Genomic DNA, 21,834 nt, shown 5'->3' with positions numbered 1-21,834 from the left:
AGGTCCATCACCGGACGGCATACTGTTCGCGCATGCTGTCGGCCGACCGGCGAACCGCCTCGGAAACCTGCTGGAGCTGTTTGGCCATCGGTGTCGAATTGCGCCAGATCATGCCTATCGTTCGCGACGGCTGCGGAGACTGAAAACGGGAGATCGAGACGTGCGCCGAGCGCGTTTCGAGGGGAACGGCCATCTCGGGAATCAAGGTGATGCCGATACCGGCGCTGACCATCTGGACCAAGGTGGAGAGAGAGCTGCCTTCCATGACTTCCCGGGGACGGGCCTGCCCGATCTTGCAGAACGACAAGGCCTGATCGCGAAAGCAGTGGCCTTCCTCGAGCAGCAACAACCGCATTTCGCGCAACGCCTCGCGTTCGGGCACCGGCTTACCCTCGTCTTCGGGCCGCCGAACCAGCACGAACTCTTCCTTGAAGAGCTCAAGTTCTGCCAGGGATGGTTCCGACACGGGCAAGGCAACGATTGCCGTATCCAGCTGGCCCTGCGCCAGCTCCTGAACCAGCTTCGACGTCTGCGTTTCGCGCACTTCGATCTGAATGCCTGCAAAGCTCCTGTTCAGATCGTTGATGATGGCCGGCAACAGATAGGGCGCAATCGTCGGGATGATGCCGATGCGCAGCCGCGTCAGGAAAGGATCGCGCGCGGCGCGCGCCAGTTCCGCCAGTTCGTCGACGCCACGCAGGATATCGCGGATCCTGAGAGCGACGGTCTGACCGAAAGCGGTCAGCTTCACCTCACGCGCGTTGCGCTCGAAAAGCTCACCGCCCAACTCTTGCTCAAGTTCTTTGATCTGCATTGACAATGCCGGCTGGGAGATCGCACAGGCGTCGGCCGCGCGTCGGAAGCGTCCATCTCTTGCCAGCGCTTCAAAATAACGTAGCTGTTTCAGCGTAAGGTTCTTCATAATCTCAGCTTATCGCAGCGATCAGTAAATCCAACTTAAATTTATGAAGCGCTTCCGATATGAAGACTGCAGGGAGAGAGTGGGGCGCCAGCTCGGCTCATCTTTTTGGACCGCAGACAGATCAAGCAATCAAGGAGACGATCATGGACAACCCCACTGACAGCGCAGGCAAATGTCCTGTCGCACACGGCAATACGCCTCGCAGCAGATCCAATCGCGACTGGTGGCCGGATCAACTGAACGTGCAGATTCTTCACCAGAATTCCGGCCGCGCCGACCCGCTCGGCCAAGCCTTCGATTATGCCGAGGAGTTCAAGAAGCTCGATCTCGACGGCCTGAGGAAGGATCTTCACGCCTTGATGACGGATTCGCAGGATTGGTGGCCGGCCGATTTCGGTCACTATGGCGGCCTGTTCATCCGCATGGCCTGGCACAGCGCCGGCACTTACCGCATCACCGATGGCCGCGGCGGCGCCGGGGCCGGCCAGCAGCGTTTTGCGCCGCTCAACAGCTGGCCTGACAACGTGAACCTCGACAAAGCCCGCCGCCTGCTGTGGCCGATCAAGCAGAAATACGGCAACAGGATCTCCTGGGCCGACCTGTTGATCCTCACCGGTAATGTCGCGCTCGAATCCATGGGTTTCAAGACCTTCGGTTTCGCCGGCGGCCGCGCCGACGTCTGGGAGCCGGAAGAACTCTACTGGGGTCCTGAGGGAACCTGGCTGGGTGACGAACGCTACAGTGGCGAACGCGAACTGGCAGAGCCGCTTGGCGCTGTGCAGATGGGCCTTATCTATGTCAACCCGGAAGGCCCTAACGGCACTCCGGATCCGCTGGCATCCGCCCGCGACATCCGTGAAACCTTCGCCCGTATGGCGATGAACGACGAAGAAACCGTGGCGCTGATCGCCGGCGGGCATACCTTCGGCAAGACCCATGGCGCTGGCGATCCGTCGTTTGTCGGTGTCGACCCGGAAGGCGGCGAGCTCGAAGCTCAGGGCCTGGGCTGGACCAGCAAGTTCAACACCGGCGTCGGTCGCGATGCCATCGGCAGCGGCCTCGAAGTGACCTGGACCCAGACGCCGACCCAGTGGAGCAACTACTTCTTCGAAAACCTGTTCGCTTTCGAATGGGAGCTGACCAAGAGCCCGGGCGGCGCGCATCAGTGGCAGGCCAAGAACGCCGATGCCTCCATTCCGGATGCCTATGATGCATCGAAGAAGCATCTGCCGACCATGCTGACCAGCGACCTGGCACTGCGCTTCGATCCCATCTACGAAAAGATCTCGCGCCGCTTCCTGGAAAACCCTGCCGAGTTCGCCGATGCCTTCGCCCGCGCATGGTTCAAGCTGACCCACCGCGATATGGGACCGAAGGTGCGCTACCTCGGCCCGGAGGTTCCGGCCGAAGACCTGATCTGGCAGGACGTGATCCCGGCCGTCGATCATCCGCTTGTCGACGACAAGGATATCGCCGACCTCAAGGCAAAGGTGCTCGCAACGGGCCTCACCGTGCAGGAACTGGTCTCGACCGCCTGGGCGTCCGCCTCGACCTTTCGAGGCTCCGACAAGCGTGGCGGCGCCAATGGCGCGCGTATCCGCCTTGCCCCGCAGAAGGACTGGGAAGTCAACCAGCCGGCGCAGCTCGCCAAGGTCCTCGGCGTTCTCGAAGGCATCCAGAAAAACTTCAACGCCGCCCAGACCGGGGCGAAGAAGATCTCGCTGGCCGACCTGATCGTTCTGGGTGGTGCAGCCGGCGTCGAGAAAGCGGCAGCGGCCGGCGGTCATGCCGTCAGCGTGCCGTTCACGCCGGGCCGCATGGACGCTTCCGAGGCACAGACCGATGCGCATTCCTTCGCAGCGCTGAAACCCCGCGCCGACGGTTTCCGCAACTATATCGGCGGCCGGCAGTTCATGAAGCCGGAAGAAGCGCTCGTCGACCGCGCCCAGTTGCTGACGTTGACCGGACCTGAAATGACCGTTCTCGTCGGCGGCCTGCGTGTGCTGAAGGCCGGCGCGCCCGAACATGGCGTCTTCACCTCCCGTCCGGAAACGCTGACCAACGACTTCTTCGTCAACCTGCTCGACATGGGCACGCAGTGGTCGCCCGCTGCGGGCAGGGACGGCGTTTATGAAGGGCGTGATCGCAAAACCAACGAAGTCAAGTGGACCGGCACCCGCGTCGACTTGATTTTCGGCTCGCACTCGCAGCTGCGCGCCTTTGCCGAAGTCTATGGCCAGTCCGACGCCAAGCAGAAGTTCGTCAAGGACTTCGTCGCGGCCTGGACCAAGGTCATGAACGCCGATCGTTTCGATATCGTCTGATCGGCTGAACACTGTCTGGACGCGGCTTTCAGTCGCGTCCCGGCACTTTCTTTGCATTGAAGGCGGGACCTACCGCCCGAGTGTCCAGTCATCGAGGCGTCTGATGCTCGGTTAGGCGGGCACTACCTCTCCTCCCTCATCCCTGTGCTTGTCACAGGGATCCAGTGCGCCCAAGTCCTTGGGCGCGAGAGACTCCCTTTCCGGTAAAAGTCATTCACCGCGCAGACGCGCGGTGGCTGGATTCCTGTGACAGGCACAGGAATGAGGAGTGCGGAGGTGGCGTCGCCCGATCGCAGCACCGTCTCTGGGCTTTTAGTGAGGCAGGATGCCGAAAGGCGAAAGTGACAGCAGATCGGGATCGGTCGTCGCCGTTACCGTCGCTACCTGGGCATGGCTTATGCTGTAGCCGTAGGTGAGGACGCGGTCACCGTCGATCATGAAGAATTGCGCCTGATCCAGGCCGGGCCGCAAGGTACCCGTCACGGTGACGGTCTCGTACATTCTTGCCAGGTGCAAAGGCTCTTCCGGAACGACACGAACCAGTTGGTTGGGCGGAGGGGAAGGCATGTGGCTGCAGGCTCCGGCCCAAGGCACCAGCATGAATTCGTAGACAAGATCGCCATCCTGGTCGATCGGCAGAACGAAGCCCGTCAATTCGATCGGATGTTCCTCACCATGCCAGGCGAGTGTTTCGCCCTTTGGGCCGCTCACCGCCTTGCCCGACAGCGGCACTGTCGCTTTGGCCTGATCGGCCGGCCGTAAAGCGCTCCAGAAGATAGGCTGCGCCGCAGCGAAGGCGTTAGAAATTGGCCATGCGGAACCAAATGCCAGCGCCGCGAACGTCAGGAGGAAAGGTTTGTGTTTCATCATTGCATCTCCATCGCGCCGGCCGCTTTGACCACCTTGCCGCTGCCGCATGGATGCTACTCTCGATCCCGCTCAGCCGTCAAAGCTACCTCGCGGCCCACTCATGTTCATCAGGCCAGCAGAACCTTGCCGCCCGTTCGGAAGGGAAGAGCGGACTGCAGGGCTTGTCGGACATTTTCCAAGGGGAATACCTCCCGCACCTCGGTCGCGATGATTTTCGAAACGATCTGCGCCGCGACCTTGGAATAGGCGTGCTGCACGTCGTCCATAGCTTCGGAATGAACCCATTCCCTGAGGTGAAAATAGGAAAAGGAAATATCGGGATGGGACGCCCAGAATGAATTCGGAATGCTTTGGCCCGAAAGCAGGCCGTAATGCACGAAGCGTCCGCCCGGCCGCAGCGCATCGGCGAGGACTGCGGCGCGCACACCTCCGACGCAATCGAGCACCGCGTCAAGCCCATGCCGGCCGGCGAGCCCGGCAACCAGATCACTTTCGCTTTTTTCCCTATCGATGATGACAGCCTCGACCCGGCCGCGCAGCCGCTCAAGTGATCCTTCACCGCGGACGATGGCAACCGGCTCCACGCCTGCGGCATTGGCGAGACCGATCAATATCGCTCCGATCGAAGAGGCGGCGGCATTGATGGCGATGCGCATGCCCGGCCTCAGCCCGATCTTGGCATGCAGCATCAACCACGCTGTCATTGGATTGACGTAGCTCGTCGCAGCTTCGACGTCGGTAAGCTCGTCTGGAACACGCAGGCACCAGCCGGGATCGGTATCCTTGAATTCCTGCCAGCCGCCCGCACTACGCACCGGCAGCACGCGTGTTCCCGGGGAAAGCCCATGAACCTCCTCGCCGCACTGTTCGACTACGCCGAACGCTTCGAAGCCCGGAATGAAGGGCAATATCGTGCGTCCGCTATAGGCTCCTGATATGGTGATGATATCGGACGGATTGATCGCCCGCGCCAGCAGACGCACCCTCACCTGGTCGCGCCGCAGCGACGGCAGCGCAGCCTGCTCGAGCTCGACGACCTCCTCGGCCGGCCCGAATTTTCGCACGACCGCCTGATATTGCATTGCATCCCCCACACACTGCGGTTAGATCACCCCGTCGTATTTTCGGTGATCGAATGAGCGTTGATGACAGGCCTTTAGCATCGTTCCGGGTCTCGATGCGAGACATCGACATCTATGGTCATGTCCACAATTCCCGTTATCTCGATTATTGCGAGGATGCGGTCGTCGAGTTTCTGCGGCAACGGCAAATTCTCAGCCATTTTCGTCACACCTCCTCCGGCGTCGCCTATCACGTGAAGAAGGCGGAGATCACCTTTCACAGCCCGATTGATCTCGACGATGTCGTCGAGGCAAAGGTGGACGTGGGGAAAATCGGGCGCACGAGCCTGTCCTTTGCCATAGAACTCTTTCGCCAGCGCGATGGCGCCCATTGCGCATCGGCGCATTTCGTCTGGGTCTGCGTCGGCCTCTCCGACGGCCGCCCGACGCCGATCCCGGAAGCGACCGGAGCCGCTCTGTCTCCCGGCTGATTGCCGATCATTCAAACCAGCGGGTGTCCATGCCGATCCATGCGCAGCTTCTTCGACATGCAACGGAGACACCGGACAAGCCGGCGCTGGTGATCGACGGGCGCTCGCTCAGCTATGGCGAGCTCTATGTGCGGGCCAAGGCAATTTATCGGTTTCTCCAAGATCTGCCTCGCTCGAACCGCCGCATGCTCGATCTGCCCGGTGTGGAGAGGCTTGCCGCTCTCAGCCTTGGCAACCATATCGGCTTTGCCGAGTATTTTGCGGCGGCCACCGCTTTCCCGAATTCCTGCGCGGTCATCGACCCGCTGATGCCGGCAGAAAGGATCGAACGCATCATCGAGCGCCTGGCGCCTGACGTTCTGATCGTCGATGACGATGCCGGGCCGAGCGCGGAAATTGCCCGAAGGCTGGGCATTCCCGTCGTCACCGCCGGAGCGGAGGCTTTCGACCTCGCTGCAGCGGGAGGTGAATCCGAGCTGCCGGCCGATGCCGACAAGATCTTTCTGATCGGCTTCACATCGGGGACCACCGCCGAGCCGAAGGCCTATTATCGCTCGCGCGAGCAGTGGCGCCGGAGCCTCGATCGCGGACGTGTCGTTTTCGAGCTCGAAGATGCGCCGTCGACAATGTGCCCGGGAGCCTTGGCTCATGGCCTGGCGCTCTATGCACTGGTCGAAGCCTTGGATGTCGGGGCAACCTTCCATTCAGTCCGGAAATGGGATCCCGTCGCGGTGCCACGCACGCTCTCCTCCTGGCACGTCGAACGGCTGGTCGCCGTGCCGACGCATATAGCCGGCATTGCAAGAGCGTGGGCGGGCGAACCCGCTCTGACCTCCTTGCGCGACGTCCTGACCGCCGGCGCCAAGCTTGACAGGAACGGTGTCGAATCCATGCGCTGCCTGTTTCCGAAGGCCCGTATCCGGGAATATTACGGCGCATCCGAGCTAGGTTTCATGACGGTCTCGACCCTTGTCGGCGGCGAGATCGATTTTCCGATCGACCGGGTGGGACAAGCCTATCCCGGCGTGGAAATTTCCATTCGCGACCCCGATGAAAACGACGTCGGGACCGATGTGCCGGGAACCATATTCGTCAGGAGCGACCTGATCGCGGATGGATATCTCTGGGGCGATGACGGTCAGGCGTTCCGGGTCACAGAAGCGGGAGCGACGGTCGGAGATCTCGGCGAACTCGATGCCGATGGCATGCTGCGGGTGATCGGCAGGGCCGGCGGCATGATGATATCAGGCGGCAACAACATCTATCCCGCCGAAGTCGAGAGCGCGCTCAAAGCCTGCCTCGGGGTAGAGGATGCCGTTGTCTTCGGACTGCCGGACGCCTATTTCGGCCAGCGGATCGTCGCCGTCGTCTCGGGAGAGACTACGGATCCGAAAATCCTGGCAGATCATTGCGCGCAGATGCTCGGGAAGTACAAGACGCCCAAGCAATTCTACCATATAAGGTCCTGGCCGATGACGAGCAGCGGGAAGATATCGAGGGGGCAAGTGGAGCGGGCCGTGGTTTCTGGAGGCGATCTTGTCCTACGCCTTTCAGCCTGACGAGGATTGGCAGCCAGTCGTGGTTGCCGCCTACCGGTCGCCGATCGGCCGGGCGTTCGGGTCGCTTGCGACTGTCGCGGCGGAAGACCTGCTTGTGCCGATCATTCATCGGATCCTGTCCGAGACGGGAATTGCGCCCGAAAGCATCGACGATGTGCTGGTGGGCAATGCCGCCGGCGGCGGCGGAAATATCGCGCGGCTGGCGGCGCTCACCGCAGGTCTGCCCATGGCGGTTCCGGGTGTTTCGATCGATCGGCAATGCGGCTCGGGCCTGGAAGCGATCATCATGGCAGCCCGGCTGATCCAGGCGAAAGCCGGTTCGTGCTTTCTGGCCGGCGGCGTGGAGAGCGTCAGCACCGCGCCATGGCGCGTCGAAAGACCAAAGGCGAATGGGGCGCTGCCCCGCTTTTACGGGCGCGCCCGGTTTTCGCCTGACACGATCGGCGATCCGGAAATGGGAATTGCCGCCGAAAACGTCGCCCGTCGGTTCGGCATATCGCGGCAGAGACAGGATGAATTCGCCCTGCGCAGCCATAGGCTCGCCGTAGCGGCGGCCGAGGCAGGCATCTTTCGGCCAGAGATCGTCGACATCTCTACCGGCCACGGACTGATCGAGCGGGACGAGTGCCCACGCGTCTCCACATCTCTCGAGGCTCTCGCAAACCTCCGGCCGGTCTTCCTGGCCGATGGTTCGGTGACAGCAGGCAATGCCTGCCCGCTGAACGACGGCGCCTGCCTGGTGCTCGTCATGAGCCGTGGCATGGCGAAAAGCCTTGGCTTCGAAAAGGGCCTTGCCTTCATCGACAGCGCCGCTGCCGGCGTCGACCCCAACCTGCTCGGCATCGGCCCGGTCGCCTCGACTAGGAGGCTGCTGCAGCGTCAGCCCGGGCTCTCGCTTTCCAACATCAATACCATCGAATTCAACGAGGCTTTTGCGGCCCAGGTTCTGGCATCGCTGGATCAGCTCGAGATCCCTGCCGACACGATCAACAGGAACGGCGGAGCAATTGCCTTGGGCCATCCGTTCGGCGCCTCCGGCGCAATCCTCGTGACCCGACTATACAGCCAGCTGATCCGCAACACCGGGGAAGGCTGGGCGCCCGGCGCGACTGCCTTGGCCATGATCGGTATCGGCGGAGGCATCGGGCTGACCGCCATGTTCGAGGCTGCCAAGCTTTCCTGACCCGGCGAAGGCGCAGACCATCAGGCGGCGGCGCGTTTGTGATCGGCCGGATGCTGAAGCCGAAAGCCGATCGCCAGCCTGTTCCAGGCGTTGATCATCGCAATACCGATCGAAAGGGCCACCAACTCGTCATCCGAGAAGTTGGCGTGCACTTCTTCATAAACATCATCCGGCGCATGGCTTTTCGCTATCTGAGTAAGGGCCTCGGCCCAGGCGAGTGCCGCCCGCTCCCGTGTGCTGAAGAGCTGTGACTCCCGCCATGCGTCGAGAAGCAACAGCCGGTCATCCGTTTCGCCAAGCTTCAGCGCGTCCTGGCGGTGCATATGCAGGCAATGCGCGCATCCGTTCATTTGGGAAACACGCACTTTGACGAGTTCGAGCAGCTTTGGATCGAAGCTTCTCGCAATCCAGGCTTCAACAGCCACGAGGCCGTCGATGCCGCTGTTCTTATGGGCCATGAAGTTCAGACGCTTGATCATTCTTATCTCCATCGTGAGGATTGATCGCCGAAGTACCGGCTTGCAGACCAGTGAATACGCCTTGCCTTCCGGGTTGGTCATCTGCCCCCACGGTAGGTTCGGTCGATGCCTGTTGACGTGATGTTCCTCCATTTCAGCCAACCGGCTCATCGCAGAGCCAGTTGGCCTACTACGTTCGCATAGGGTGACAGCGACCGAGGAAGAATAGTTTGGGGCCGCGATCCGGCGCATCCTCCTTCCCATCGGTTACACCGGCCGCACCGGCAACGGTCCCGATGAAGTCGCTTCGCTCATCGAGGGCGCGGGGGCATGCCGAGCAGTAGCCTGCTCGCTTTCAGGTCAACAGAGGAAACTCCTCGTAAAGGACAAGGAGACTACCCATGAAAATCGTCGTTATCGGCGGCACTGGCCTCATCGGCTCGAAGACCGTGGAAAGATTGCGCAACAAGGGGCACGAGGTGTTGGCGGCTTCGCCGAATTCGGGCGTCGACACGATTACCGGCAAGGGTGTGGCCGAAGCGCTCGCCGGCGCGCAGGTGGTTCTCGATCTCGCAAACTCGCCCTCGTTCGAGGACAAGGCCGTCCTGGAATTCTTCCAGACGTCGGGCCGCAATCTGCTCAAGGCAGGGGTTGCCGCCGGCGTGAAGCATCATATCGCCCTGTCGATCGTCGGCATGGAGCGGCTGCAGGGCAGCGGCTACATGCGCGCCAAGATGGCCCAGGAGGAGCTGATCAAGACGTCCGGCATACCCTACACCATCGTGCACTCGACGCAGTTCCATGAATTCATGGCTGGCATCGCCCAGTCAGGCACCGTCGGTCAGACTGTGCATCTGTCGCCCGCCCACGTGCAGCCGATCGCCTCGGACGACGTCGCCGACGTCATGGCCGACGTGGCGCTCGGCACGCCTGTGAATGGCACGATCGAGATCGGCGGGCCGGAGAAAGTCCGCCTCACCGAAATCGTGATGCGTCTCTTCAAGGCGACGAACGATCCGCGCCAGGTGGTGGCGGATCCGCACGCCCGCTATTTCGGGGTCGAGCTCGAGGACAATTCGCTCGTGACCGGGGCCAAGGCTCGGCTCGGCCAGATCCGTTTCGACGATTGGCTGAGCCGGCAGCCGCCGCAGAAAAGGAGCGCCTGACGGACGAAGCCGCCAGTGCGCGTTCCATTAACGAAGGAGACCAGACATGCTCAGGAAAATGATTTCGACAGCAGCATTCGCGCTTGTCCTCGCCGCCGGCACTCAAGCTCACGCCGGAGGTGGGAAAGCGAAGGTAAGCGTCGTTTTCGACCAGAAGCTTCCCAATGTTCCCGGTAAGAGCATGAAGGCTGTGATGGTGGAATATGAGCCCGGCGGCCTGTCGCCCGGCCATACCCATCCGGATTCGGCCTTCATCTACGCCACCGTTCTCGAAGGAGCGATCCGCAGCGCGGTGAACGATGGCCCGGTGAAAACGTATAAGGCCGGAGAAAGCTTCGCCGAATTTCCCGGCGATCACCACAGCGTCAGCGCAAACGCCAGCGACACCAAGCCGGCGCGCCTGCTTGCTGTCTTCGTGCTGGACACGGACGAGACGGAACTGACGATCGACGACAAATAACGTGGTACTTGATGCCCGGCGCCGCCGGGCATCGTTTCCCCCTGATCACGCAGCCTGCAGTGCTATCTCCAGGTCGGCGATCAGATCGTCCGGATGCTCGATGCCGATCGAAAGACGGATCGTCGATTCCAGAACGCCGATGCGCTGACGGACATCGGCGGGCACGCCGGAATGCGTCATGGCGGCCGGATGGCTCGCAAGCGATTCCGTTCCCCCGAGGCTGACCGCAAGCTTGAAGATCTGCAGCGCGTTCAGGAATTTGAACGAGGCTGGCTGGCCGCCGCGGATGTCGAAAGAGAAAGTGGAGCCCGCGCCGGTGCATTGCGCGATGAAGGTCCGGCCGGCCGGCGATTCCGGATCGTGGTAGGGCAGGTAGTGAACCTTCTCGACCTTCGGGTGATCGCGCAGAAAGTCGGCGACGGCCCGCGCGTTGCTGTTTGCCCGTTCCATGCGGAGCTGCAGCGTTTCCAGCGAACGGCCGAGCATCCAGCAGGAATGCGGATCGAGCTGGGTGCCGATCGCGCCGCGCAAGGCCTTGATCTGCTTGATCACCGCCTTGCGGCCAAGAACGGCGCCGGCGATCAGATCGGAATGACCACCGACATATTTTGTCAGCGAATAGAGCGAGATATCGGCGCCGTGCTCGATCGGTCGCTGGAAGACCGGCCCGAGCAGGGTGTTGTCGCAGACGATGATCGGCATATGGCCCTGTCTTGCACCGATCGCGTCGGCCACGCGTCGGATCATCGCCACATCGACCAGGCTGTTAGTCGGATTGGCAGGCGTCTCGATCAGGATGACGGAAACGCGGCCCTTGGCCATCGCCTCTTCAGCCGCCTTCTGCACCGATCCTTCGCTGACGCCGTCGGCAAATCCGACGGCGGCGGCGCCGAGGTTCAGGAAGGTCTTCGCCAGCAATGTTTCCGTTCCGCCGTAGAGCGGCTGTGAATGCAGGATCGCATCGCCCGGCCGGACGAAGGCGAGCAGGGTGGTGGCGATCGCCGCCATGCCGGATGAAAACAGCACGCCGCTTTCGGTCCGTTCGTAGACCGCGAGCCTGTCCTCGACGATCTCGCTGTTTGGATGGTTGAAGCGCGAATAGACGAGGCCGGCCCCTTTCCCTTCGGGCGGCTCGCGGCGGCCCGACACGTAATCGAAGAAGTCGCGGCCATCTTCCGCCGTCTTGAACACGAAGGTCGAGGTGAGGAATACCGGCGGCTTGACCGCCCCTTCCGAGAGTTCCGGATCGTAGCCGTAATTCAGCATCTGTGTTTCGGGATGCAGGGCATGATTGCCGATATGGGTTTTGGAAGGATGCGGGGCGGTCATCATCGTCTCCTGTGTCGGGACTGGCGAAATGGCAGAATACATCAAAACCATAGGAGAGGAGCAATCATAGCGGTCAGCTCTTGGTCTCGCCCAGAGTATCCGCGACATAAGCCCCGCGCGCTCCCATTGGCAGCGGCGTTCCTGTCGTCGTGTCCTTCGCGGTCTGATGCTCCAGTTCGGCGTTAAGCTCCCCTCCGATGATAAGAATGACGACGGAAAGCCAGATCCAGATGAGGAAGCCGATCAGTGCGCCGAGCGTGCCGTATGTCGCGTTGTAATTGGCGAAGTGATCCAGATAGTAGGAGAAGCCGAGGGACATGGCGGTCCAGGCGACCGTGGTCAGAACCGCGCCCCATGTCATCCACCGGAGCTTGGCAGGCTCCCGGCTGGGGCCGAAGCGGTAGACCGATGTAACGGCCACTGCGACGACCAGCAGAAGCAGTGGCCATCGGATGAGAAGGGCCATGTGCTCCTTGAACTGATCGAGCCAGAGATAGGAGAGAACAACCGGCATGACCCCGACGAGCACCACCATGACTACTGTCAAAAGCATTGCGCACAAGGTGAAGCAGAGGCCGATCAGGTTCAATCGGATAAGCCCCCGCTTCTCCTCTTCCTCATAGGCGACGTTCATCGCGTCGAAGAGCGCCAGCGTGCCGCTATGCGTGCTCCAGAGGGCGATGCCGAGGCCGACGAAGAAGGTGATGCCGAGCGTAGCATCGCGCCGATCGACGAGTTCCTTGATCTGATTGGCAAGAAGATCGAACGCTCCGGATGGCATGAGGCCGGCCAATTCGCGAAGGTGTTCGGATATGGTGGCCGGATCCGCAACCAGCCCGTAGAGTGACACCAAAGCCGCCATGGCTGGGAAGAGCGCCAGCAACAGATAGAACGTCACGCCCGCGGCAATCAAAGTGACCCGGTCGGCGAGGACCTCGTGGAAGACGCGCCAGAACACGTCGCGAAGGCCGCTGAAAGGGATAGCCTCGGGCGTGCTGGCGCTGCGGCCATGATCGTCAGCTGCACGGTCGGTATCCGCAGACGCGGCGACCGACCTGCGCTCAGTTGCTTGCACCAAGACAAATGCGCCAATCGCTGCGGCCATCATTGTCGCCGCAATGGGGAATTTCTTGAGGTGAAGTACATCTAGCATGAGGATGTTCTCCGATCTGGTGCGGAGATAACGCAGGGTGCCGCTAAAGGATGCAAGCCGTTGCTTTCCTGCGGACATTTAAGCCGGAGCCCGAGATTAGTCCGCTTCCCCCTGTCGAGTTGGGCGGCAGGGATTAGAGGTGATTGAGAGCTCGTCAAGCGGCGCCGCCACTGCCCTCGGTATCGCCTACAGCAAGGGATTGTAAGTAGTTTCAGAAATCATAAGTCATTGATATAGCTGCGATCGCCTCCGGCTACGGAAGCGAACGTGGACTTTAGTTTCGTTACTGCGTTGCCGGATGTCTTTTTCGCAGGTCTGCCGATAGGGCGGCTTGACGGCTGCGAGGCCGGTAGATCAGTGCGCAGCTCGTATCGGAAGCGCGACTTGGACCTGAATCCTGCCGCCGTCCGATGCCGGCGACCGGCACCTGCAGGCGACGCGCTGTATAGCACGCCCGACAAAACAATAGCGCTGGTGACAATGGCCTGCAATAGCCGTTTGCGTTATCAACGGCCATAGGCCGGCTCACTGCGAGCCCATTGCTTTCGCCGGGCGCGCCTCATGGCCAAGCGGCATCGAGACCGAGGCAGTGCCCTGCCCGCGGGCGCGATCTCGATGGCCACGGTGGTTGCTTGATAGCGTCTCGGCAATCGCCAGAACGCGCATCGCGATCGCCAAGTCTCCACGCGAAAGCAACTGTGTGGGAAGGCGGTGGTGACATGATGCGCGCTGCTCCGAACGTCGGCAAGCTCGCAGCCGGGCGTTATGTGCCATCGGCGGCCCCTCCCCGACTGTCACTGGCAGCGCTGCTCTGGGAATCTCCAGCACCCCTTTGAAGGCGCAGGATAATCTCCTGTCATATCGGCCGGGACTAACGCCGGTCTTCCACATTGCCTGAGAGCGTGGGGCCGTGCGTCAACAAATAACATGCATCAATGACGGGCGCCGCCCCATCTGACATGACGGGGAGGCCATGGCGCCACGGTCGGCTATCCCAGGACAAGGCCGACGGGCGGCTCCTGTTCCCATATACGTTCGCTCGCTGCCGCAAGCAAATCGGCGACAGTCGCCGCTGGGTCATGCGCGCTGACGGGCTGTCGGTCGATATCAGCGGCCACCCGCTCGCAATGAGCTGATGCGTCGGAAAGCCTCGGCTGTGACCTGCCGATCCCGTAGGTCGAAGACAGCCCTCCCCTGTCGCGTGACCCTTCCGCTCGGTCGCATGAAGAGCCGAATGCGGTGGCAGCGAGATAGCGTTCTGTCGGTTGGCCGTCGCACGGAAGGCGCAGCCTCGATGACGGGAGGACAGTCGACCCTGCAGCGTTCTCTCAGGCGAATCCGCGAACCCCTGCAGGCCAAACGCCGCCTGATCGTGCCGTTGTCCGCGGACAACCGGATGATCAACCTGGTGGCTGTCAGGTCGTTTCCACATGAGCCGATCTCCGCAGCAATTGGTTCGCGCGGCCGCGAAAATTTCCCTGATATCTCCCTGCTGATGGATGCCATGGAGTTGCGGCAATACGCCCGCCTCGATGGCCCTGCCTGGTATTGTAGAGCAGCGGTCTCATGCATCTTGCCGAACACACGTGGCATTTCGCCTCCAAGAGTTCCGAAGAACTCCGCCGGTTCTGCGGACAGGTCCATGCTACCAAGAACTTGCCCCGCGTTTAAGGAGAAGCAGAACGCCGCCAATTCGAAGTGATGTGGGGCTGCATGCGCTGCGGCTTCGGTCACCGAAAGGGATCCGCGGCAAGGATGGCATGGCGCCGCGGTGGCGTCATCCTTGCCGCTCTTGCGCCTCCTTGACTGGGCGGCAATCGAGGCCGCCCGTCGCCCGGCGGAGGTTGTTTGGCCAACGGCTATGCCTCGGTCGCAACGCCGGGGCAAATCGGGCAAGCGGGGCGGCGGTCAGCGCTGTCCTTCGAGGCCCCTGTTGGGCGTCTTAGGCGAGGGCTGGAGAGAGGGCGGCAGGTGATGGTGGCGAATCCCGCAGCGTGTCAGCTCGCGGCGCATCGATCGGCTTGTCCATCAAGCTCGCCGATTGGTCCTCCTACCTGAGCTTTGTAGGTCAAAGGCCGATGATTCTGTGGATGGCGGAATGCCGACGGCAGCTTTCGCATGTGATGGGCGGATGGATGGATGTGTCGCCGTCGTTGGTCATCGGCGCCAGGTCGGCCAACTTGGCGATCGCCTTGGTTCGATATCTCGGCCAATTCGACCTCAATCAGGTGGAGACAAGCGGGGCCGCCCCCATGCTCGGGGCGAAGGATTGGCAGGGCGGATCGTCGTCGATCATTGAGGCAATCTCCATTCGCGCGTCCGGTTCTTGGTGCACCAGCAGTGCGATCCCCTACCCTCATCAGTCACTTCGCGGCGGAGCAGGTCGCCCCGCTGAAAGCTTTTGAACTCCCTCCGCCGGATCGCTGACAGCAAGTTGTCCGCGGACAACCCCACGCCTAGCCCTGATCGCGTGCGAGGGAAGGCTGTACTCGCCCGGCACTTCGTCTGCCACATCCACGCAACCGCCAGGCTTGAATTTGCCGCATTGCGACATTACCTCGTGACGGACCGAAGCGCTTCCCCTCCTAGCCGTTTCGGTCCGACGGACAGCACTTCTCCTCCCAGGCTGTCGGTCACTATCGAAGCCCGGCGCATCTCTCCCGCGCCGGGCTTTTGTCATTCTTGCAACCCGCCGCCGGGCAGGCAGCGCATCCTCACGTTCCATTCGTGTCGATCCGACTTCGCGAGATGTGTCGGGGTCAGGGAGGCTTGAGCCGGCGATGGGTTGTCTGCGCCGCGGATTTGTGCCGCGACCGCCGCATCGCCTCCAGCAGGAGAGCCGCGCGTGGCTGTCTGATGAGATCCCTGGCGAGCAAGTCGTGCCTCAAGAGCGCCACAGACCGACGATGGCGCGGTCACCGCCGCTTGCTGATCTCAGCCGTCCGACTGCGCGGTGCCTTCCGGTGGAGGGCGCCGAATGCCTTAGTCATGTCTCGCCGGCCTATGAAAGCCGATCAAGTCAGCTGTTGGTGTGCCATATCTTCAACGCGCCGTCGGCGGCCAATCTCATCTCGATCTTAGTCGGTATACCGTGGCTCCGATCCCTTCTCCGCGCTTGCTGGCGCCGAGGGATGATGCATGTTGATTTCCACAGCAGGCCCTCCAGCACTGGGCAGGGAAGGGTGTCTGTGGCTCGCCTGGACTAAGCCTCGAGATAGCCGGATTCGAGGTCGGCGCTCTGAGCGAGTTGTCGCCCATGCCTTGCGCCGGATGTTTGAGCGTTGCGACGTCATCGTCGGTCAAAAGTGCGGCTAGCTGATTGCGCCGGTCGAAGGAAGGATGATGTCGAGGACGTCAAGCTCTTCGGTGCCGCGGCGCTACGTCGCTCCGGTTCCCCGCAGAGATGGGGCGGTCGGTTTTGCGGAGCCGGCCCTTATGGTTCAGGCGTCGTCGTAGCAGAGCGCCCATTGGTCGCCGATATACCAGCAGCGTCCTATCCGCGGCTCCGTCTTCCAGAGCAGACTTTTGACGAACTCGATGCCGCCGCGCCTGAAGGCGGCGGTGAGCGCCTCGATCTCGTTATCGTCGATTGTCAATCCACCATTCGCGCAGACGAAATAGGCTGAGCCGATCCAGCGCGCCGCAAATCCACCCTCGCCGCGCTCAATACGAAGTGCAGCACCGTGGGACGCATGACGGCCGCCTTTCGGCGGTCGGTCCTGGTGCGGAACGCCGAGTGGCAGCACGAGGCGCCCTCCAGGCCGCAGCCTTTCGATCCAGGGTTCCGCGGGCCGCGCGACGGCGAAATTTACATAGATCGCATCCACCTCCTGCTGCGGCCATAGACTGCCGTCGGCGTGGATGACGCTGACATTGGCGCGATCGGCAAGCGCTGTTTGAGCGTGGTCAGCCAGATCGGGATCCATCTCGACGGCATAGACATGACCGGAAGCGCCGACAAGCTCGGAAAGAATGGCGCTGTAATAGCCGGTGCCGGCACCGATATGGGCGATGCGATCGCCGATTTGTATGTCCAGCTCTGCCAGGAGTCGGGCATGCAGTGAGGGACTACCATTGTTGACACCTTTGTCGGACTGCAGGGCGAATAGCACGTCCTGATAGGCCAGAACCAAGTCGGAGGAGGGGAGGGGGCGATATCCGCCGCCCAGGTTGGCGATCTGCCATGGCGGCGCACCGAGGAATTTTTCGCGCGGGACGGTGGCAAAGGCAGCTTCGATCCGCGGATTCGTTGTTGCGGCGGTTGCCACCACCTGATGGGCGTAAGCGCGGCGGATCACCGCCAGTTCGTCGGCCGTGAACATCGCAGTCGGCATGGGCAAATCTCCGCGCATGGCTTTGACCTGTTCCTTTTTTACGTTTTTGCGGCTCCAAATCCATCACTATCCCCAATGCTTGATCCATGAATAGATGAAACCCGTGACGGAAGTTAAGTATCGTTTATCTTCCAATATAGAAAACTACGTTGTTACTTCATAAGGTTAATATTCCGCAAGCCGCAAAATTTGACATCGTCGCCGGACTCAAAGAGTGCCTCCTGGCGCTTTTACCTCCCGATTTCAATTGAAGCCCTAAGCTGAAAACTTGGCCCGCAATTTTGATCTAACGACTTCATCTCGGGCAGGGGAGGGGCCTGTCAAAGTCCGGATGCCTTGGTGAGAATCACCCGAAACCGATCCCGCCGCCGCTGATATTTTCGGGTCGTCTCGACGGACGCATGGCCGAGCTGCTTCTGCACGTAGCGCGTCGACTTCGGCCAAGCCCAGCCCGCAGCGAGTGGCCTAAGAACTTCTCCGCACGCTCTGTCTCGTTGGAGTCGGGGCTCACGCCGGCAGCCGAGGCCGCCTTCTTGACGAGGCGTGCCACTTCCTGATCGAGCAGTCGGTCGGGGCCGACATCCTTGCCTGGACCGGTGACCTGCTGGAAGAGCGGGCCATGCGCAATCCTTGCAAGGTTGAGCCAGATCTGCAGCGCGACGGCAGGGCAGGTCGCGTCGGGGGAGCCGCGGCCGATTTCCACTTCGCGCCAACCGCGTTTTCCGCGGACCGTGACGACCATGCCCTTGTCGAGAATCTCGACCCAGCCACGGCTGTCCTTCGTCTGGTCGCGGCCGTCGTCGAGCCCGACGATCTCGGAGCGCCGCAGCCCGCTGGCAAAGCCGATCAGCAGCACGGGGCGGTCGCGTAAGACCCGCAAGGTGCCGCGCGGGAGCGTTTCCAGCATGGCGATCAGGTGTTCGGGCAGCACCGCTTCCTTCTGCCGGGGAGGGGCGGCATGGGTGTTGCGGATGCCGGCGAGCACGGTGGCGATATGGCGATCCTTGCGGTCGAGCGGCGTGCCGCGCTGGGCATAGTTCCGGGTGATCGCGGACAGCCGCCGCTCGATGGGCGGTTCGCGAATTGTCGGGCCGTTCGTCGTTTCGGATTTACGGATTGTGAACATGGCCGGATCCCCCACAACCAAATCCAGACGAAGGACGCAACCAAGTGTGGGAGACGAACGTCTCCTTGATCGGGAATTGGAGGATTTGCCGCCGGAACTGCGCTGGCGGGAATGGATGCTGCGGGTCGAGGCGGTGATCTTTGCCTCCTCCGACCGATCAGCCGCGAGACGCTGGCAAGGGTGGTCGGCAAAGACTGCAGCATCGACCTGCTGATCGAGGATCTGAGGGAGGAACTGCGCGACCGGCCCTATGAACTCGTTTCGGTCGCCAGCGGCTGGCAGCATCGGACCCGGGTGCGGTTTTCAGAGACGATCCGCGTCTCATCGGCGCCGACGCGGGGAGGAGCGGCAGCACTGTCGGAGTTCGAGGCGCTGGTGGCGGTGGGATATTACCAGCCAGTCACCCGTGGCGAGCTTTCGAAGATCTTCGGCAAGGAGGTGTCACGCGACACGATCGGAGCCTTGCGCAGCGCGGGTTTTATTGCATCCGGACCCCGCAGCCCGACGCCGGGTGCCCCCTACACCTATGTGACGACCAAGCACTTCCTTTCAAGCTTTGGCATGGAGACGCTGGGCGATCTGCCTGACCTCGAGCGATTGGAGGATGCCGGTCTGCTCAGCCGGCAGGCGCAAGAGGGGGAGGCGTTCGCAGAGCAACGCAACGAACAACGGCTGGAGGAGGATTGAACCTCATGCTGAAGCAGGAAGGTCCTTGTGGACGGTCAGCAATCTCGGAATCCAGTGCGACGCCACATGGAACTATGCCGATGTGGGCAATCCCACAGGTCTCGCGCGAGTGAGACATTCCACAGGGCATTCGGCTTTCGTCGAAATAACGCTTTGACGACCGAATATGGCCTGACAGTTCTCCCGGTCTGTGGGCATGCGATTCAAAATCAATACGACGAGGTGTGCACGTAATCAGATGTCTGGCGCTTCGTCGAAACGCCGCTTGAACTCCGCCATCATCGCCTGCTTGCTCTTCCGGCGAGCCCTGTCGCATTCGTTCGGCTGCTTCCCTGTGGGCAGCATCGCCGTCTTCCATCACCCGCATAACGTGGGCTCGGATGTTACGGCCGATCTCCTCAAAGGTCGTGCCCGTGATCTTGTGGTCACAGGGACCTCCGAGATCGCGGCAACTGAGTCTCTTCATGACGTCTGGCCCCTATGTTGGGTTGGCCGCGCTCGCGAGTGGAACCCGATCCCGCCAGGCGAGGGCGATAAGTGGAGCCGTCACCGCATACTGGAGCAATGTGAACGCGGTCTCAAGCGCCATGAACTGGGCGACCGACGTCATGTTGAACTTGGCCGCCACGGGCAGGACCAGGAACGACCATGCCAGGATTGTGAAGAGGAGAAAGAACTTGACGGCGCTTCTCGTCCATTGATCTTGCGCGGTGCTGAAGAGCTTCGGGTAGAGCCAGGCGAACAACAGCCCCTGGATGATCATTGAGGCGAGGCCCATCGGGATGATGACGTCTACGCGATAAACCGCGAGCGCGTCATATTGCGCTTTGAATGTAGAAAGGTGCCAGAAATATCCCAGAGGGAATGTCGGAATGACGTATGCGAGGACTGCAAGCCAGAATTTCGCTTTCATGTCGGGCTCCACATCTTTTCCTGAAAGCGCACCAACCATAGAATAATAACTTGCAAAACGCAAGTGATTTAGTTGATCATGGCTTTATGATAAAGCCCCCGCACAACCCCCGATCCTGCTGTCCGCTCAATTTCGGCCTCGAACTGTTCGGTGACAAGTGGACCCTCCTCCTGCTCCGCGACCTGCTTGTCGTGGGCAAGAGCACATTCAAGCAGTTCCTGCAGTCAGAAGAGGGAATCGCCACGAATATCCTGTCGGAGCGGCTGTCGCGACTGGAATGCGCCGGCCTCGTCACGCGTGCAGCCCACCCTGCCGACAAAAGACATGCGGTGTACACGCCGACCGGGGCCGGAAGGAAGCTACTGCCCGTCCTCGTCGAAATGGCCTACTGGGGAGCTACGCACGATGCGGCGACCGCCGCTTCACCGGAATTCGTCAAGGCATACGAAAGTGACCGCGATGGGCTTCTTCGGTCGATGGAATTGGGGTTTGATCCGTCCCTATCAGGCGGAGAGAAAGCTAACGGGACAGCCGATTGAATGGTGGCTCACAAAAAGCCGCGCACCGTTTGGGTTGTGATCGCAAAAACGATGCTAGGAGATGTCCGATCAGATTGAACCCCTTACCGGCCCGGCCCATACATCTCCTGCCGCCTCGCCGAGGCGGACATCTCGACGATTGGCGATTTGCGCGAATGCGGATCATTCGAAGCTCGTGATCGCACGTCTTCGTGAGCCTCTTCTCGGTCTAGCTCCGGCGTGTCAGATTGAAAAAATGGGGTGTGAAACTCATCCTTCGACTCCTGTTCGTGAGCGCCCTGCTCGGGATCATCGTCGGTCCCATGAGCGTTGGGGAGGCTGGCAGTGTCATGGCGTCTTCGGGACCTGCTGTAACGGATGAGATGTCCGTCATGGACATGTTGGGGGAATATGCCCTGCTGTCCGCGTCTGCGAGCCGGCTCCACCTAAAGCCTAGGTCACCGGACCGGCGGGCAACCTCAATCGCATCTATGATCGGACTGATGGCCAGTTCCCAAACTTTCGAAAGAAAGCGCGAGAGAATGCGGCCGCACTGCCAAATCCGACCTGACGCGCCACTGCCTTCACCTTCGCCCCTTTGTCGAGCTTCCGTCGAGCAAGAATCAGACGCCATCCGGTCAGATAAGCCTGCGGCGGCGTGCCGACCAGGTCGCGAAACAGGGCCATGAAATGGCTTCGTGAAAGCCCAGCGACCGCAGCAAGTTCATCGCTGTTCCAGGCTCGCGCTGGCGCATCATGCATTGCCACCAACGCCCGGTGTAACGCGGGATGGGACAGACCCGCCAGCAAACCCGGTCCAGTCGCCCCGCGGTCGATCGCTGACCTCAGGATAAGCAGGACCATGACTTCACAAAGCCGGTTAAGGGCGGCGCTGCGTCCGCAGCGCGAATCCAGCGCTTCCGCCATGAAGGCGGCCGTGGTGTCGCGGAGGGTAGGAATCTCACTGACGTCGACGACGACCCGGTCCGGCAAAGCGTTCATCAGGGGATTATGCGTCCTCTCGAAATCGACCGCCGCAGTTATCAAAGCCGATGGCTCGAGGGGCGTGTCGCCCCGTGGGTGGAGGACGATCCGTTCGGCAGGGCCACCCGGTTCTCCAATCACAAACAGCCGGGTACGGCCATCGCTGATCGGTGGCGGTTCCAGTGAGGCTTCCAGCTCGAACGCGTCAAAGAAGGCCGTTAGGCGATCGACTTTCGGAAGAGTTTTCAGACTTTCGATCATAATTTCTGGACCAATGATGATCATGATCATGGGAT

18 protein-coding genes and 3 pseudogenes are annotated in these 21,834 nt (G+C 61.4%); 10 read left to right on the top strand and 11 right to left on the bottom strand.

Features of this window, described 5'->3' with window-relative positions; translation table 11 throughout:
- Positions 1-7: 7 nt before the first annotated feature.
- Positions 8-922, bottom strand: coding sequence for a hydrogen peroxide-inducible genes activator (locus OLZ32_RS11310; RefSeq protein ID WP_168253838.1), 915 nt, complete (start codon positions 920-922; stop codon positions 8-10).
- A gap of 143 nt (positions 923-1,065) precedes the next feature.
- On the opposite strand from OLZ32_RS11310, the gene katG reads away from it, so the two are divergent.
- Entirely contained in the window at positions 1,066-3,246 is a 2,181-nt protein-coding gene (gene katG / locus OLZ32_RS11305) for a catalase/peroxidase HPI (protein WP_264396063.1), read from the top strand.
- 312 nt (positions 3,247-3,558) lie between these two features.
- Here the strand turns inward: katG and OLZ32_RS11300 are convergent, their stop codons facing one another.
- Entirely contained in the window at positions 3,559-4,116 is a 558-nt protein-coding gene (locus tag OLZ32_RS11300) for a DUF3299 domain-containing protein (protein WP_264396062.1), read from the bottom strand.
- Positions 4,117-4,223: 107 nt separating this feature from the next.
- Positions 4,224-5,198 carry a zinc-dependent alcohol dehydrogenase family protein gene (locus OLZ32_RS11295; protein ID WP_264396060.1) on the bottom strand — a complete coding sequence of 325 codons (975 nt, stop codon included), beginning with the start codon at positions 5,196-5,198 and terminating at the stop codon, positions 4,224-4,226.
- Positions 5,199-5,251: 53 nt separating this feature from the next.
- Here OLZ32_RS11295 and OLZ32_RS11290 point away from each other — a divergent pair, with 53 nt between their 5' ends.
- The 3 genes from OLZ32_RS11290 to OLZ32_RS11280 are packed head-to-tail and all read left to right on the top strand — an operon-like array spanning position 5,252 to position 8,410.
- Positions 5,252-5,668 carry an acyl-CoA thioesterase gene (locus OLZ32_RS11290; protein WP_264396058.1) on the top strand — a complete coding sequence of 139 codons (417 nt, stop codon included), beginning with the start codon at positions 5,252-5,254 and terminating at the stop codon, positions 5,666-5,668.
- Between the two features lie 29 nt (positions 5,669-5,697).
- On the top strand, positions 5,698-7,227 hold the full coding sequence (locus OLZ32_RS11285) for a class I adenylate-forming enzyme family protein (protein WP_264396056.1): 1,530 nt from the start codon (positions 5,698-5,700) through the stop codon (positions 7,225-7,227).
- Positions 7,205-8,410: a thiolase family protein gene (locus OLZ32_RS11280; protein WP_264396054.1), complete on the top strand. Its 1,206-nt coding sequence runs from the start codon at positions 7,205-7,207 to the stop codon at positions 8,408-8,410. Before OLZ32_RS11285 ends, OLZ32_RS11280 begins: the two co-directional genes overlap by 23 nt.
- Before the next feature lie 20 nt (positions 8,411-8,430).
- Here the strand turns inward: OLZ32_RS11280 and OLZ32_RS11275 are convergent, their stop codons facing one another.
- Positions 8,431-8,889 carry a carboxymuconolactone decarboxylase family protein gene (locus OLZ32_RS11275; RefSeq protein ID WP_003550461.1) on the bottom strand — a complete coding sequence of 153 codons (459 nt, stop codon included), beginning with the start codon at positions 8,887-8,889 and terminating at the stop codon, positions 8,431-8,433.
- Positions 8,890-9,269: 380 nt separating this feature from the next.
- On the opposite strand from OLZ32_RS11275, the gene OLZ32_RS11270 reads away from it, so the two are divergent.
- On the top strand, positions 9,270-10,034 hold the full coding sequence (locus tag OLZ32_RS11270) for an SDR family oxidoreductase (protein WP_264396052.1): 765 nt from the start codon (positions 9,270-9,272) through the stop codon (positions 10,032-10,034).
- Positions 10,035-10,080: 46 nt separating this feature from the next.
- Positions 10,081-10,494, top strand: a complete 414-nt coding sequence (locus tag OLZ32_RS11265) for a cupin domain-containing protein (RefSeq protein WP_003550457.1) — start codon at positions 10,081-10,083, stop codon at positions 10,492-10,494.
- A 45-nt stretch (positions 10,495-10,539) separates the two neighbouring features.
- Here the strand turns inward: OLZ32_RS11265 and OLZ32_RS11260 are convergent, their stop codons facing one another.
- Positions 10,540-11,823 carry a cystathionine gamma-synthase family protein gene (locus tag OLZ32_RS11260; RefSeq protein ID WP_003550455.1) on the bottom strand — a complete coding sequence of 428 codons (1,284 nt, stop codon included), beginning with the start codon at positions 11,821-11,823 and terminating at the stop codon, positions 10,540-10,542.
- Positions 11,824-11,896: 73 nt separating this feature from the next.
- On the bottom strand, positions 11,897-12,976 hold the full coding sequence (locus OLZ32_RS11255) for a YihY/virulence factor BrkB family protein (protein ID WP_264396047.1): 1,080 nt from the start codon (positions 12,974-12,976) through the stop codon (positions 11,897-11,899).
- 1,294 nt (positions 12,977-14,270) lie between these two features.
- Here OLZ32_RS11255 and OLZ32_RS11250 point away from each other — a divergent pair.
- Both OLZ32_RS11250 and OLZ32_RS11245 read left to right on the top strand, forming a co-directional pair.
- Entirely contained in the window at positions 14,271-14,678 is a 408-nt protein-coding gene (locus OLZ32_RS11250) for a hypothetical protein (protein WP_264396045.1), read from the top strand.
- Positions 14,679-14,997: 319 nt separating this feature from the next.
- Positions 14,998-15,381: a hypothetical protein gene (locus OLZ32_RS11245; RefSeq protein WP_264396043.1), complete on the top strand. Its 384-nt coding sequence runs from the start codon at positions 14,998-15,000 to the stop codon at positions 15,379-15,381.
- 1,035 nt (positions 15,382-16,416) lie between these two features.
- Here OLZ32_RS11245 and OLZ32_RS11235 read toward each other — a convergent pair.
- Together OLZ32_RS11235 and OLZ32_RS11230 are read right to left on the bottom strand one after the other, a co-directional pair.
- Positions 16,417-17,328 (bottom strand): protein-L-isoaspartate O-methyltransferase family protein, encoded by a 912-nt coding sequence (locus tag OLZ32_RS11235; protein ID WP_264396041.1) that lies wholly within the window; start codon positions 17,326-17,328, stop codon positions 16,417-16,419.
- A 302-nt stretch (positions 17,329-17,630) separates the two neighbouring features.
- Positions 17,631-18,379 (bottom strand): annotated as a pseudogene (locus OLZ32_RS11230) (tyrosine-type recombinase/integrase); the annotation flags it as partial.
- Between the two features lie 55 nt (positions 18,380-18,434).
- Here OLZ32_RS11230 and scpB point away from each other — a divergent pair.
- Positions 18,435-19,123, top strand: a pseudogene (gene scpB / locus OLZ32_RS11225) (SMC-Scp complex subunit ScpB).
- A 379-nt stretch (positions 19,124-19,502) separates the two neighbouring features.
- On the opposite strand, the pseudogene OLZ32_RS39360 reads toward scpB, so the two are convergent.
- Positions 19,503-19,589 (bottom strand): annotated as a pseudogene (locus tag OLZ32_RS39360) (DUF1059 domain-containing protein); the annotation flags it as partial.
- A gap of 12 nt (positions 19,590-19,601) precedes the next feature.
- On the bottom strand, positions 19,602-20,036 hold the full coding sequence (locus OLZ32_RS11220) for a hypothetical protein (RefSeq protein WP_264396040.1): 435 nt from the start codon (positions 20,034-20,036) through the stop codon (positions 19,602-19,604).
- 50 nt (positions 20,037-20,086) lie between these two features.
- On the opposite strand from OLZ32_RS11220, the gene OLZ32_RS11215 reads away from it, so the two are divergent.
- Positions 20,087-20,575, top strand: a complete 489-nt coding sequence (locus tag OLZ32_RS11215; RefSeq protein ID WP_264396038.1) for a winged helix-turn-helix transcriptional regulator — start codon at positions 20,087-20,089, stop codon at positions 20,573-20,575.
- 468 nt (positions 20,576-21,043) lie between these two features.
- On the opposite strand, the gene OLZ32_RS11210 is transcribed toward OLZ32_RS11215, so the two are convergent.
- The gene (locus OLZ32_RS11210; RefSeq protein WP_264396036.1) at positions 21,044-21,829 is read right to left on the bottom strand and encodes a helix-turn-helix domain-containing protein; all 786 of its coding nucleotides are present in this window, start codon (positions 21,827-21,829) and stop codon (positions 21,044-21,046) included.
- Between the last annotated feature and the right edge of the window lie 5 nt (positions 21,830-21,834).

The organism is Rhizobium acaciae (assembly GCF_025941625.1).
GTDB lineage: Bacteria > Pseudomonadota > Alphaproteobacteria > Rhizobiales > Rhizobiaceae > Rhizobium > Rhizobium acaciae.
Note: the sequence above shows the minus strand (reverse complement) of the source record. Positions and strands in the feature narration are given on the sequence as shown.